The following is a 13,504-nucleotide window of genomic DNA, read 5'->3' as shown; positions in this document are numbered from 1 at the left end:
TCAGCCTCCGACCAGGGGAATCAGCTTGACGAACGAGATCACCGGGTCCCCGGTCAGGTCGATCTCCTCGTCGAGGTCGTCGATCTGCCGGTCGCCGACCAGCAGCAGGAACCCGTTGTGGCCGAACGCCCGCTCGGCGGCGTCGGCCTGCCGCTCCCAGTCGAGGCGCCGCCTCGCGCCGCTCCGGTATCCGTTCCGCTCGACCTCTTCTTCGACCGGCCGCACCAGCCCGGTGAACCTGGGCGTCGGCGCCGCGTTGTACCGGGCGACCTCCTCCCGCACCCGCGTCCGCACCAGCTCCCGCGCGGTGATTCGCGCGGGCAGGCCGGGGAGCGTGAACTCCTCCAACGGCTTGCCCATCGCCGTCTCGTCCCGAAATGTGACCCTCGCCATCGGTGGCCTCCACAGCGCCGTACCAACATGGTCGGCGTATGGATATCAGCGGCGTCCGACAATTTCGTCGCTCGGGTGCCCGGACCCTTCCGCGCCGTGGGCCGGCGTTCTCCTGGAGGGGCCGCTTCGGTCGTCAGCCTGCCTCGTGCGTACGGCGGGCCGCCGCCGCGCGTACGGCGGGCATGACGGTTTCGGCGAAGGCGTGCAGGCTGTGCCTCGCCTCCTCGGCGGTGAGGTCGCCGAAGGCGAAGGTGGCCTCGAAGTAGTTGACCGGGGCCCGCTCGATCTGCTCGATGAGCAGGTCGCGGACGGTCTCGGCGGTGCCGACCAGCGCGGTGCCGCTGCGCAGCGTGTTCTCGGTGTCGGCGTAGGCGTCGCCGCGGTGGTCGCCGTTGCGGTGCCACAGCCAGGTGAGCTGCTGGCAGAAGACGGCGTTGGCCCTGCGGTAGCGGGCGAGCGCCTCGCCGTCGGTCGCGCCGATGTGCACGGTGGCGGCGACGCCGAGGCGGGGCGGGGCGGCGTCCGGCTCGTGCGCCTCCCGCCAGGCGTTCCAGTACGTCTCGGCGGCCTCGGCGAAGACGCCGCCGTTCCAGCGGCCGACGAAGTTGACGTTGTTGGCTCCCGCCCACTCGGCGGTGCGGGTGTTGCTGGAGGCGTACCACAGCGGCGGGTGGGGGCGCTGGACCGGCCCGATGGACAGTTCGACGTCGTAGTCGCGCAGCAGGCGGCCCTTGTGCACCATGCGGCCGGTCGTCAGGGCGCGGGTCACCACCTCCAGCGTCTCGGCGTACCGGGCGCGGGCGTTCTCCGGCTCGACGCCGAAGAAGGCCAGCTCGTACGGGCTGACGCCGCTGCCGACGCCGACGTCAAGACGCCCGCCGCAGAGTTGGTCGAGCGTGGCGATCTCCTCGGCGAGGCGCAGCGGCTCGTAGGCGGGCAGCACGTGGACCAGGGCGCCGATCCGCATCGTCGTGGTGCGCTGGCTGAGCGCGGCCAGGAACAGGTTCGGGGACGGGCACACCGACAGCGGCGTGCCGTGGTGCTCGGTCACGTGGTAGTGGCCGATGCCGGCGGCCTCGGCGGCGACGGCGTAGTCGAGGCGGTCGGCGAGGACCTGTCCGGGGGTCGAGGCACCGAGGTCGAAGGAGTCGAATATCCCGAACGTGAAGGTCATGGCAGGCGCTCTTTCCTGATGGTTGCCGCGTCGTCGGTCGGCCGGGGTCGGCTCGCCGGACGTCGCCGGGGCTTTGTTGTCGTGATAATTCCTGGCTTGTCCAGCAGAAACATGGCATCGCTCGCCTGGGTCGCGCGTCAAGGGTGATTCCGTTGGGCGGTCGGCTGGGCGGTCGGCGATGCCCGCGGGAGTTCGCCGAGGCGCGGTGGATTGGGCCTTGCCCGGCGCTCCGACACGGTCTTACAATCCCTTGTAATTATTAGGAAACTTTCCTAACGAAAGCCGCCCCCACCTCTGTCGCCGTCCGCACCTGACACCGCCAGGCCGTCGCCGAACGGCCGACGCGGCCCGGATAACCCCCCACCCCCCAGCAGAGGTCGCCCCATGCACAACAGGTTCACCTGGCGAATGCCGTCCGTGGCCGTCGCCCTCGCCGCGGCGCTCGTCGCCGTCCTCTTCGCCGCCGTCCCCGCAACCGCCGCCACGCCCACCGCCGCCTTCACCAAGATCTCCGACTGGGGATCGGGCTGGGAGGGCAAATTCGTCATCACCAACGGCGGCGGCACCGCCATCAACGGGTGGCGGGTCGAGTTCGATTTGCCCGCCGGGTCGAACATCGGCACGTTCTGGGACGCCGCCATGACCCGCAACGGCCAGCACTTCACCTTCACCAACGTGGGCTGGAACGCCGTCATCCCGCCCGGCGGCACCGCGAGCTTCGGCTTCAACGGCAGCCCCGGCGGCGCCGGAGCGGTGATCTCCAACTGCCGCCTCAACGGCGCGTCCTGCGGCGGCGGGGACGTCGAGCCCACCCCGACGATCACGCCGACCGACGGCGTCCCCGGCAAACCCGGCACGCCGTCGGTCACCGGCGTGACCGACGGCTCGATCTCGCTGTCGTGGAGCGCCGCGAGCGGCTCCGTGACCGGCTATCGGATCTACGAGGGCGGTACGCTGCGCCCCACCGTGACCGGGACCGGCGCCACGATCAGCGGCCTGGCCGCCTGCACCTCGCACACCTACACCGTCCGGGCGTACAACGCGACGGGCGAGTCGGCGGCGAGCGACCCGGCCACCGGCACCACCACCGGCTGCCCGATCGGGCAGCTGCCCAAGCACTTCCTCACCGGCTACTGGCACAACTTCGTCAACCCGGCCACCGAGCTGCGGCTGTCGGCGGTGCCGAACGAGTACGACCTGATCGCCATCGCGTTCGGCGAGGCGACCTCGACCCCCGGCCAGGTCACCTTCGCCCTCGACCCGGAGCTGTCCGCGGCGCTCGGCGGCTACACCGACGCCCAGTTCCGCGCCGACGTGCAGACGCTGCACTCGCGCGGCAAGAAGGTCATCCTGTCGGTCGGCGGCGAGGCCGGCCGGGTCCAGGTGGCGAGCACGGCCGCGGCGATCGCCTTCGCCGACTCGGTGTACGCGATCATGCAGAACTACGGCTTCGACGGCGTCGACATCGACTTGGAGAACGGCCTCAACGCCACCTTCATGGCCGACGCGCTGCGGCGGCTGCACGCCAAGGCCGGCAACGGGCTGATCATCACGATGGCGCCGCAGACGATCGACATGCAGTCCACCGGGATGGAGTACTTCAAGCTCGCGCGGAGCATCTCCGACATCCTCACCGTCGTGCACACGCAGTACTACAACTCCGGCTCGATGCTCGGCTGCGACCAGACCTTCGCGTACTCGCAGGGCACGGTCGACTTCATGACCGCGCTGGCGTGCATCCAGTTGGAGAACGGCCTGCGGCCCGACCAGGTGGCGCTCGGCCTCCCGGCCGGACCCGGCGCGGCGGGCGGCGGCGTGGTCGCCCCGTCCCTGGTCAACCAGGCGCTCACCTGCCTGGCCACCCGGACCAACTGCGGCAGCTTCGTGCCGCCGCGCGCGTACCCCGGCATCCGGGGCGCGATGACCTGGTCCATCAACTGGGACGCCGGCAACAACTGGAACTTCTCCCGGACCGTCAAGCCGCACCTGGCCACGCTTCCGTAGGGGTCGTGCGATGAGACGCATCCGTACGGCGGCGGCCGTGGCCGCCGCGGCGCTCGCCGTCGCCGGGGTGGCGCTGGTCGCCCAGCCCGCCCAGGCGGCGAACATCGCGGCCAACCCCGGCTTCGAGTCCGGGCTGACCGGGTGGACCTGCTCGGGACAGGCCGAGACGGTCACCTCGCCCGTGCACGGCGGAAGCCGGGCGCTGGCCGCCACGCCCGCCGGCAACGACTTCGCCCGCTGCGAGCAGACGATCAACGTCCGGCCGTCCACGGCGTACACTCTGTCGGCGTGGGTCCGGGGGAACTTCGTGTTCCTCGGCGCGGCCGGGCACGGCGAGACCTGGGCCTCCCCGGGCGCGGCGTGGACCCAATTGTCCACGTCGTTCACCACGGGCCCGGGGGAGACCAGCGTGACGATCCACGTCAACGGATGGTACGGGCAGGGCACCTACCACGCCGACGACATCGTCCTCGACGGCCCCGGCACCCCGTCGGAGTCGCCGACGCCCACCCCAACGCCGACGCCCACGCCGACGACGAACCCGCCGCCCCCGGGTGATCGGCTGATGGTCGGCTACCTCCACGCCTCATTCGCCAACGGATCGGGATATGTCCGGATGGCGGATGTGCCGGACGAGTGGGACATCATCAACCTCGCCTTCGGCGAGCCCACCACCCCCACCTCCGGCGACATCCGGTTCACCCGGTGCCCCGTCGCCGAATGCCCCCAGGTGGAGAGCGAGGCCGAGTTCACCGCCGCCATCCGCGCCAAACAGCAGGCCGGCAAGAAGGTCCTGATCTCCATCGGCGGCCAGAACGGCCAGGTCCAGCTCACCACGGCCGCCGCCAGGGACGCGTTCGTGAACTCCGTCTCCGCGATCATCGACAGGTACGGCCTCGACGGCCTCGACATCGACTTCGAGGGGCACTCCCTCTACCTCAACCCGAACGACACCGACTTCCGCAACCCGACCACCCCCGTCATCGTCAACCTGATCTCGGCGCTGCGCACCCTCAAGGCCCGGTACGGCTCCCGCTTCACCCTGACCATGGCCCCCGAGACGTTCTTCGTCCAGCTCGGGTACCAGTTCTACGGGCCGGGCACGGGCAACGACGACCCGCGCCGGGGGTCGTACCTGCCCGTCATCCACGCCCTGCGCAACGACCTCACCCTGCTGCACGTGCAGGACTACAACTCCGGGCCGATCATGGGACTGGACAACCAGTACCACACCATGGGCGGCCACGACTTCCACGTCGCCATGACCGACATGCTCCTGGCCGGGTTCCCGGTGCGGGGCAACCCGAACGATTTCTTCCCCGCGCTGCGCCCGGACCAGGTCGCCATCGGCCTGCCCGCCGCGCCGTACGCGGGGAACGGCTTCACCACCGTCTCGGAGGTGCAGAAGGCCTTCACCTGCCTGGCCAAGGGCACCGGCTGCGGCGCCTATCGGCCGCGCGGCGTCTACCCGGGGCTGCGCGGCCTGATGGCCTGGTCGATCAACTGGGACAAATTCAACTCCTTCGAGTTCTCCCGCAGCCACCGCCCCTATCTCGACGGGCTCTGACCCGCGAGCCCTGAGCGGATCGCCGGCCGGTCGCCTCCGCGCCGGTCGGCGATCCGTCCGCCGGGGGCCGTCGCGGCCGGGTCAGACAGGGCTGATCGTCGCGGCGACCGTGGCGCCGAGCTCCCAGCACGCCTCCAGATCGTCCTTGCCGGGCGCACCGATCACGGTCACCGGCTCGTGCACACGTTCCCAGCCGAGCCCGGTGGTTATCGACTCCACCGCCCGCACCGCACCGGTCGCGTCGTTGTTACCGTGCACATACAGCCCGTACGGCAGGCGCCGCGTCTCCTCCAGGCACGGATAGTAGATCGTGTCGAAGAAATGCTTGAGCGCCCCGCTCATGTAGCCGATGTTGACCGGGGTGCCGAGAACGACGCCGTCGGCCTCGAACACGTCAACGGCGGTGGCGCGCAGCGCGGCACGGGCGACCACCTCGACGCCTTCGATCTCGTCGGTGGTCGCGCCTCGCCGTACCGCCTCGAACAGCTCCTGCAGCGTGGGCGAGGCGGTGTGATGCACGATCAGCAGCCGCCGGACGTTTCCCGACACGACGCCGATCCTCTCACGCACCGGCCGTCCCGGCCGAGTCCGGGACGCTGCAACGTCTCCATGATCTACATAGTAAAGGGTGCCGCCCTCGGCGAAACGACGAACGGTCAAGAGCGTCACCGCGATTCCGTAACCTACGCCCATGACCACACACCGCTTCACGATCACGGCGGAGGGCCCGTTCGACTTCGGGGCCGCGCTTCGCTTCGTCGAGGACTGGCCGCCCACCGGCTCGCTGCCGTCCGACGGGCGGGCGCTGCGGTTCGCGTACTGCGCGGAGTCCGACTGGCTGCCGATCGGCGTGACCGTGACGGCCGCGCCCGGCGGGGTCGCCGTCGCCACCACGCGCGCCGCGGGCCCGGCGATCCGGGGGGAGGTGGCGCGCATCCTCTCCCTCGACGTGGACGGCAGCGGCTTCGCCAAGCTCGGCGAGGCCGACCCGATGCTCGGCGAGCTTCAGGCCCGCAACCCCGGGCTGCGGCCGGTGTGCTTCTGGAACCCGTGGGAGGCCGCCTGCTGGGCCGTGATCGTGCAGCGTTCGTCGATGCTGATCGCCTCCCGGCTCAAGCAGCGCATCGCCGAGCGGTACGGCGCGCGGGTGAACGTGGACGGCCGGGAGTACGCCGCCTTCCCGCCCCCCATGACGCTGCTCGACGCCGGCGGCCTCGGCCTCCCCGCGCAGAAGGAGGAGTGGATACGCGGCCTGGCGCGGGCCGCCCTCGACGGCGCGCTCACCACCGAGCACCTGCGCGGACTCCTCCCCGACGAGGCCCTGGCCGAGCTTCGCGCCCTGCCCGGCATCGGCCCGTTCTCCGCAGGGCTCATCCTGATCCGCGGCGCGGGCGCGCCGGACGTGTTCCCGGGCGACGAGCCGCGCCTGTTCGCGATCCTGCGCGAGGCGTACGGCCTGCCGGAGGACGCGCCCCTGGCCGCGTACCGCAAGGTGGCCGCCGCGTGGCGGCCGTACCGTTCCTGGGCGTCCTTCCTGTTCCGCGCCTCCGCGTACGGCGCCGCGGACGAGCGATAGGCGACTCAAACCGTCACGGCGAGGGCGAAGGGGAGGACGGCGAGAGCACCGACGTGGCGGAGGAGGACGGCGGCCATCGTCATGGTCCAGCCGGTGTCGATCCGGCCGTCCACGAACAAGACCGGGCCGCCGACGCCGTGACCCCCCGGGCCGGCCGCCGCTCCGGCTGACGCACGCCGGGACGCCGGGCGGCTCGATTCCACTGTGTCTCCCTCGACGTGCGCAGGACCGGAACGCTCGAGACCTACCGCTGAGAACGAGAACACGGAGTGAACGTGCGCGTCATCGCGGATCGCATGCGGCTCGTACGGGTCCTGGCGGCGGCCCGCCCACTGCCGCTGACCTTGCTCACGGCCGCCCTGCTGATCGAGAACATGATCCCGGCGGCCACGGCGGCGGCGTTGGCGCTCCTCGTGGGTGAGCTCGGGGTGGGTGAGCTCGGGGAGGTGGCCGGGCAGGGCACGGGGGACCTGCTCCTCGTCGCGCTCGTACCGCTCGGCGGGTTCGCGGCCGTGCTCGTGCTCGGGCATCTCGCCGAGGCGGCCGTGGCGCCGCTGGAGCAACTCGCCGCCGCACGTATCGACGGGCGGCACCGGACCGAGGTGACCCGCCTCGTCACGTGCAGCGACACGATCGCCACGCTTGAGGTGGCGAACGTCGCCAAGCTTGTCGTGATGATGCTGCCGCTCGGCACGGTGAGTCCGTGGCTGCTGCTGCTCCTGCTGTTCGCGATCGTGCCGGTCTGGTGCGACCACCGCGGGCAGAGCGCTGCGCGCCACCGTGGACGCGATCGTCACGGGCGACACGCCGGGCGCGGCCTTCGAGCGGTACATGGCCAGGGCCCGGACGCTGGGCCGCGCGACCGGGGCGGTGACCGTGATCGTCTCGCACCGCTTCTCCACGGTCACCGGCGCCGATCTGATCCTGGTGCTGGATCGGGGCAGGCTGGTCGAGGCGGGCACCCACGATGAGTTGTTGGCGCTCGGCGGCCGGTACGCGGAGCTGTACGGCATCCAGGCCACTGCGTACGCCGGGGAGACGGCCTCGTAGCACCACCTCGCCCGCCGATCTTCGCCTGTGCCGACGACGTGCCGAGACGCGGGGACCCGTCTGGGCGGGAGGTCGATGAGCCTGGGCGGCGGTGTCGGCCGCCGGGCGTGACGGCGGCGGCACCGGCTGCGTACCGGGATAACCGCCTGTTTCCACGTCCCGCCGATGCGGTGGCATCCCCGAGCGAAATTTCGGGAATGCTCTATCGTGATTTTCGGATATGCCATTCACGGCGGTGAGTGTAAATATTGACAAACCATTTTGACTGAACTGTACCCGCCAAAACAAGGGAACGTTCCATATGTCGTGGAACGGGTGTGCGGCACGTGTGCGGAGGCGCATTATACGTGCGTCGGAGCTGGTCGTAGAGTCCGCTTCCGGCCAGATTCGGATGCACGTCATCGAAGATGAGAAAACCTCGCGATGAGCTCTTGTGGCGGAGCTGAAGCGTCATTACTATTATCATTTCGTGATCTCAGGTGATTGATGGCCTAGGTAACTCGATCCAGATGGGGAGTCGGTGGGGCACCCTGCCGGTCATGTAGCCGTTATCGGATTTCACTGTCGTTTTCCCGGTGCAAATGATCCGACGGAATTCTGGCGGAATCTCATCGTGGGTGTCGACTCGATCACGCGGACTCCCGGGCCGCATGGTGTCGCCGCGCGAGGGCTGCTCGACGACCCCGAATGGTTCGACGCCGGCTACTTCGGCATCTCGCCCAGGGAGGCCCGGATCATCAATCCGCAGCACCGGGTGTTCCTTGAGTGCGCCGTGGCGGCATTGGAGGACGCGGGCCACGACCCCGACCGGTTCCCCGGCGCCATCGGCGTGTACGCGGGCTGCGGCGAGAACGACTACGCCCGGCTGCTCAGGGCGCACCGGGCATCCGGCCCCGCCGTATCCGACTGGGAGATCCGGGTGGCGAACGCGCCCGACTTCCTCGGCAGCAGGGTCGCCCACCGGTTGAACCTCCACGGCCCCGCCGTCGCGGTGCAGGCCGCCTGCGCCACCTCGCTGGTCGCCGTCCACCTGGCGGTGCGGGGCCTGCTCGACGGCGACTGCGATCTCGCTCTCGCCGGCGGGGTCACCGTACGCGTGCCGTCCCGGGTGGACCCGCCCGACGAGGTGGGCATCCAGGCGCCGGACGGCGTCTGCCGCGCCTTCGACGCCTCCGCCGCCGGGCTCGTGAGCGGCGACGGCGTGGGCATCGTGGTGCTGCGGCGGCTGGCGGACGCGCTCGCCGACGGCGACCGGATCGACGCGGTCATCCGCGGGTCCGCGGTGAACAACGACGGCGCCGGCCGCATCGGGTTCACCGCCCCGAGCGTCGACGGGCAGGCCGCCGTGATCGAACAGGCCCAGCGAGCGGCCGGAGTGGACCCCGGGACCTGCACGTACGTGGAGGCGCACGGGACCGGCACCCGGCTCGGCGACCCCGTCGAGATCGTCGCGCTGACCAAGGCCTTCCGGCGCGGCACCGACCGCACCGGATTCTGCGGGATCGGCTCGGTGAAGACCAACATCGGGCACACCGACGCCGCCGCCGGGGTGGCCGGGCTGATCAAGGCGGTGCTGGCGGTGAAGCACGGCGTGATCCCGCCCAGCCTGCACTTCGCCGAGCCGAACCCGGAGATCGACTTCGCCGCGAGCCCGTTCCGGGTGGTCACCGTGCCGCGGGAATGGCGGCCGGCCGGGACGCCGCGGCGCGCGGGCGTCAGCTCGTTCAGCGTGGGCGGGACCAACGCGCACATCGTGCTGGAGGAGGCGCCCACGTCGCCGGCACGTCGGCCGCGCGGGGGCCGCCGGCTGCTGCCCCTTTCGGCGAAGACCCCGAGGGCGCTGGAGGCCGTCACCCGTCGGCTCGCCGTACATCTGCGCACGCACCCGGCGGCGGCGTTGGCCGATGTCGCCTGGACGCTGCAGGTCGGGCGCCGCGAGCTGCCGTGGCGGCGGTTCGCGCTCGTCGACGGGCCGGAGGACGCGGTGCGGGTGCTCGCCGGGGAGCACCCGGACCGGCTCGTCACCGCGGCGGGCGAGACCCGTCCCAGGCCGGTCACGTTCCGCCCGCCCGGCACCCACGCCGCCGAGGTGCGCGCCGAGTGGGCCCGCCGGTACGCGGCCGAACCGGCGTTCCGGCGCGCCGCCGACGAGTGCGGCCTTACGGCCGACTGGACCCCGAACGGCGCCGATGACGTGCTCGACGCCCTCGGCCGGCTCTGGCTCGCGGGCATACGGATCGACTGGGCCGCCCTGCACCCGGAACGCCCGCGCCGCATCGCCCTGCCCACCTACCCCTTCGAACGGCGACGCCACACGGTGGTGGCCGACCCGCCGCCGACCGAGGCGGTCCCGGCACCCGTCACCGACACCGTGCCCACGGAGCCCACGGAGCCCTCGGGGCCCTCGGCGGTCGCTGCTCCGGCGGCGCCGGCGGCGGCGTCCACCCCCGTACCGCCCGGCGAAGGCGAAACGCTCGTCCGGGTCGCCGAGCTGTTCGCGGAGATCTTGGAGCTGCCCGAGGTCGAGTTCGACGAGAGCTTCTTCGACCTCGGCGGCGACTCCCTCGTCGCCACCCGCCTCGTGGCGCGGGCCCGGGAGGTCTTCCCGGTGGAGCTGGCCCCACGGACGCTCTTCGAGGCCCCCACGGCCGCCGAGCTCGCCGCGCTGATCGACGAGCACATGACCGGCGGGGGACCGACGCCATGACGCGGTGGGCCGTCCGCCGGCACCGGCGGCAGCACGCGGTGGCCTCCCTGTACTGCTTCCCGCACGCGGGCGGATCGCCGGGGGAGTACCTGCGCTGGTCCGACGCCCTCCCGGAGCTGCAGGTCTGGGGCGTGCACCTGCCCGGCCGGACCACCCGTACGGCCGAGCCGCCGTTCACCCGCATGGAACCCCTGGCCGACGCGGTGGTGTCCGCCGTCCCGTTCGCCGAGCCCGTCGTGTTCTTCGGCCACAGCCTGGGCGCCCTGGTCGCGTTCGAGGTGGCGCGGCGGCTGCGGGAACGCGGCGGGGCGCGGCCCGTCCACCTGGTGGTGTCCTCGTGCCCCGCGCCGCCGCTCCCGCCCGTCCGCCACCCGGTGCACACCCTGCCGGACGACGAGCTGCTCGCCGAGGTGGAGCGGCGCTCGGGCGAGCCCCTGGGCCACATCCGCGCCGACCCCGGCCTGCGGGCGCACGCGCTCGCCTGCTACCGGGCCGACTTCGCCGTACTGGAGACCTACCGCTTCCGGCCGGGCGACCCGCTCGACTGCCCGATCACCGTGCTCGCCGGCGCCGACGAGCGGTGGACGCCCCGGGCCGGCGACTGGGCCGGGCACACCCGCGGGCCGACGGAGCTGCGGCTCGTCCCCGGTGGCCACTTCCACTTCCGGCACAGCCGCGCGCAGACCCTGCGCGCCCTACGCGAGACCGTCCTGACGAAGAAGGGAGAGCTCCGGTGGACCGGATAGGCGTCGTGGGTGCGGGCACCATGGGCCGGGGCGTGGCCCAGCTCTTCGCCGAGCACGGCCACGAGGTCGTGCTCGTGGACGTCGCCGAGCACATCCTGCGGGCCGCGGCGGCCGACATCGCCACCAACGTCCGCCTCGCCCCGCTGGTCCGCCCGGGGACGCCGGCGTGGCCCCCGGAGGAGGTGACCGGCAGGATCCGGTTCACCACGGAGCTCAAGCGGCTGCGCGAGGTGGACTACCTCGTCGAGAACGTGACCGAGGACTGGGCGGTGAAGCGTCCCCTGTACGGCGAGCTCGACGCGATCTGCCCGCCCGGGGCGCCGTTCGGCGTCAACACCTCCGCGATGCCCATCACCCGGGTCGGCGCGGCCACCACCAGGGCGGACCGGGTGATCGGCGTGCACTTCATGAACCCGGCCCAGCTCACCCCGACGGTGGAGCTGATCCGCGGCCTGCACACCTCGGACGAGACGCTCGCCCGGACCCGGACGCTGCTCGACGGGGTCGGCAAACGCCACGTGCTGGTCGCGGACTCACCGGGCTTCGTGACCAACCGCGTGCTCATGCTCACCATCAACGAGGCCGTGTTCCTGCTGCACGAGGGCGTCTCCACCGCCGCGGACGTGGACCGGCTGTTCAAGGAGTGCTTCGGGCACGCGATGGGGCCGCTGGAGACCGCGGACCTCATCGGGCTCGACACCGTGCTCCTCTCGCTGCGGGTGTTGCACGAGGAGTTCGGCGATCCGAAGTACCGGCCCTGCCCGCTGCTGCGGCGGCTCGTCGACGCCGGGCTGCTCGGGCGCAAGACGGGCCGGGGCTTTCACACCTACGAGTCTGGGGAGCGGCGGCGTGGCTGACCACGACAAGGAACTGATCAGGAACTTCATCGCCGGCCACGTGCACGGGCCGGCGGTGGACGACGACGAGGACCTGTTCGCCGGGGGCCTGGTGAACTCGCTCTTCGCCGTCCAGCTCGTCATGTGGGTGGAGCGGACCTACGACATGCGGGTGTCCGGCGCGGACCTCGACTTCGCGAACTTCCGATCGGTCAACGCCATCGCCGGCTTCGTACGGCGCAGGCGGGCCCTGGCCGGAGGCGCGGCGTGAGTTTCGACCTTACCCCCGAGCAGCGCCGCCTGCGCGAGGACGTGATCGCGTTCGCCCGTCGGGAGCTCGGCCGCGACGCGGCCGGCAACGACCGCGAGGGCCGCTTCCCGGTGCGGGACTGGCGGCGCTGCGCCGAGTACGGCGTGCTCGGCTGGCCGGTGCCCACCGCGTACGGCGGAGCCGGCCTCGACCCGCTCAGCACGATCGTGGCCCTCGAGGCGCTCGGCTATGGCTGCCGGGACAACGGGCTGGTCTTCGCCGTGAACAACCACCTGTGGGGCTGCGTGATCTACCTGCTGCTGCACGGCGACGAGGAGCAGAAACGGCGCTTCCTGCCGCCGCTGTGCGCGGGCACGCTCATCGGCGCGCACGCCCTCACCGAGCCGGAGGCCGGCTCGGACATCCTCGGCATGGCCACCACCGCGAAACGCGACGGCGGCTGCTGGCGGCTCACCGGTGCCAAGTGCTTCGTCAGCAACGGCCCGGTGGCGGACGTCCTCGTCACCCTCGCCCGCACCGGCGGCGAGGGACGGGAACCGGACCGGCTGTCGGCGTTCCTCGTCACCGCCGACCTGCCCGGCGTCGATCGCCGGCGGGAGCTGCCGAAGATGGGGCTGCGCAGCACGCCGCTGGGCGTCGTCGAGTTCGACGACGTGCCGGTCCCCGCGGCGAACCTGCTCGGCCGCGAGGGGGCCGGGTACGCGCTGTTCACCTCGGCGATCGAGTGGGAGCGGTCGTTCATGTTCGCCTCCCAGGTGGGGGCGATGGAGCGGCTGCTGGAAGGCGCGGTGCGGCACGCGAACTCCCGCCGCCAGTTCGGGCGCACCCTCGGCTCCTTCCAGGCGGTCTCCCACCCGATCGCCGACATGAAGATCCGGCTGGAGCTGGCGCGGCTTCTGCTCTACCGGATCGGGGCGCTGAGGGCACAGGGCCGGCACGCGCTGCTGGAGGCCACCATCGCCAAGATCTTCATCAGCGAGAGCCTCGTGCGGACGGCCACGGCCGCCGTACAGATCCACGGGGCGCGCGGCTACACCGCCGAGGACGGCATCGAACGGGAGCTCCGCGACGCCCTCGCCGGGCCCGTCTACGCCGGGTCGAACGCGGTGCAGCGCGGCATCCTCGCCGAACTGCTCGGCGTCCGGGACGCGCTCACGGGAGGCGGGCCGCGATGACCCGG

13 protein-coding genes are annotated in these 13,504 nt (G+C 71.9%); 9 read left to right on the top strand and 4 right to left on the bottom strand.

Annotation, left to right across the window (positions count from 1 at the left end; translation table 11 throughout):
• Both AB0K60_RS12980 and AB0K60_RS12975 read right to left on the bottom strand, forming a co-directional pair.
• Positions 1-393 carry a hypothetical protein gene (locus tag AB0K60_RS12980; protein ID WP_364052571.1) on the bottom strand — a complete coding sequence of 131 codons (393 nt, stop codon included), beginning with the start codon at positions 391-393 and terminating at the stop codon, positions 1-3.
• Between the two features lie 133 nt (positions 394-526).
• Entirely contained in the window at positions 527-1,567 is a 1,041-nt protein-coding gene (locus AB0K60_RS12975; protein ID WP_364052568.1) for an LLM class flavin-dependent oxidoreductase, read from the bottom strand.
• Between the two features lie 384 nt (positions 1,568-1,951).
• On the opposite strand from AB0K60_RS12975, the gene AB0K60_RS12970 reads away from it, so the two are divergent.
• Positions 1,952-3,571, top strand: a complete 1,620-nt coding sequence (locus AB0K60_RS12970) for a cellulose binding domain-containing protein (protein ID WP_364052565.1) — start codon at positions 1,952-1,954, stop codon at positions 3,569-3,571.
• Between the two features lie 10 nt (positions 3,572-3,581).
• Complete coding sequence (locus AB0K60_RS12965; RefSeq protein ID WP_364052562.1) at positions 3,582-5,138, top strand: glycosyl hydrolase family 18 protein; 1,557 nt, start codon at positions 3,582-3,584, stop codon at positions 5,136-5,138.
• An 81-nt stretch (positions 5,139-5,219) separates the two neighbouring features.
• Here the strand turns inward: AB0K60_RS12965 and AB0K60_RS12960 are convergent, their stop codons facing one another.
• Positions 5,220-5,708: a flavodoxin gene (locus AB0K60_RS12960; protein ID WP_364052559.1), complete on the bottom strand. Its 489-nt coding sequence runs from the start codon at positions 5,706-5,708 to the stop codon at positions 5,220-5,222.
• 121 nt (positions 5,709-5,829) lie between these two features.
• On the opposite strand from AB0K60_RS12960, the gene AB0K60_RS12955 reads away from it, so the two are divergent.
• Positions 5,830-6,714, top strand: a complete 885-nt coding sequence (locus tag AB0K60_RS12955) for a hypothetical protein (protein ID WP_364052556.1) — start codon at positions 5,830-5,832, stop codon at positions 6,712-6,714.
• Positions 6,715-6,719: 5 nt separating this feature from the next.
• Here AB0K60_RS12955 and AB0K60_RS12950 read toward each other — a convergent pair whose 3' ends face one another.
• Positions 6,720-7,307 carry a hypothetical protein gene (locus tag AB0K60_RS12950; RefSeq protein ID WP_364052553.1) on the bottom strand — a complete coding sequence of 196 codons (588 nt, stop codon included), beginning with the start codon at positions 7,305-7,307 and terminating at the stop codon, positions 6,720-6,722.
• A 187-nt stretch (positions 7,308-7,494) separates the two neighbouring features.
• On the opposite strand from AB0K60_RS12950, the gene AB0K60_RS12945 reads away from it, so the two are divergent.
• From AB0K60_RS12945 to AB0K60_RS12920, 6 genes are all read left to right on the top strand, one after another.
• Positions 7,495-7,764: a hypothetical protein gene (locus AB0K60_RS12945; protein ID WP_364052550.1), complete on the top strand. Its 270-nt coding sequence runs from the start codon at positions 7,495-7,497 to the stop codon at positions 7,762-7,764.
• Positions 7,765-8,284: 520 nt separating this feature from the next.
• On the top strand, positions 8,285-10,471 hold the full coding sequence (locus AB0K60_RS12940; RefSeq protein WP_364052547.1) for a beta-ketoacyl synthase N-terminal-like domain-containing protein: 2,187 nt from the start codon (positions 8,285-8,287) through the stop codon (positions 10,469-10,471).
• Positions 10,468-11,217 (top strand): alpha/beta fold hydrolase, encoded by a 750-nt coding sequence (locus AB0K60_RS12935; RefSeq protein WP_364052544.1) that lies wholly within the window; start codon positions 10,468-10,470, stop codon positions 11,215-11,217. Before AB0K60_RS12940 ends, AB0K60_RS12935 begins: the two co-directional genes overlap by 4 nt.
• Positions 11,205-12,074, top strand: a complete 870-nt coding sequence (locus tag AB0K60_RS12930) for a 3-hydroxyacyl-CoA dehydrogenase NAD-binding domain-containing protein (RefSeq protein ID WP_364052541.1) — start codon at positions 11,205-11,207, stop codon at positions 12,072-12,074. Before AB0K60_RS12935 ends, AB0K60_RS12930 begins: the two co-directional genes overlap by 13 nt.
• A complete protein-coding gene (locus tag AB0K60_RS12925; protein ID WP_364052538.1) occupies positions 12,067-12,324 on the top strand; it encodes a phosphopantetheine-binding protein in 258 nt (85 codons plus the stop codon). The genes AB0K60_RS12930 and AB0K60_RS12925 overlap by 8 nt, the downstream gene beginning before the upstream one ends.
• Positions 12,321-13,499, top strand: a complete 1,179-nt coding sequence (locus AB0K60_RS12920) for an acyl-CoA dehydrogenase family protein (RefSeq protein WP_364052535.1) — start codon at positions 12,321-12,323, stop codon at positions 13,497-13,499. Before AB0K60_RS12925 ends, AB0K60_RS12920 begins: the two co-directional genes overlap by 4 nt.
• The last annotated feature ends 5 nt before the right edge of the window (positions 13,500-13,504 follow it).

The sequence above is a fragment of the Thermopolyspora sp. NPDC052614 genome, from assembly GCF_040678635.1.
Taxonomy (GTDB): Bacteria; Actinomycetota; Actinomycetes; order Streptosporangiales; family Streptosporangiaceae; genus Thermopolyspora.
Note: the sequence above shows the minus strand (reverse complement) of the source record. Positions and strands in the feature narration are given on the sequence as shown.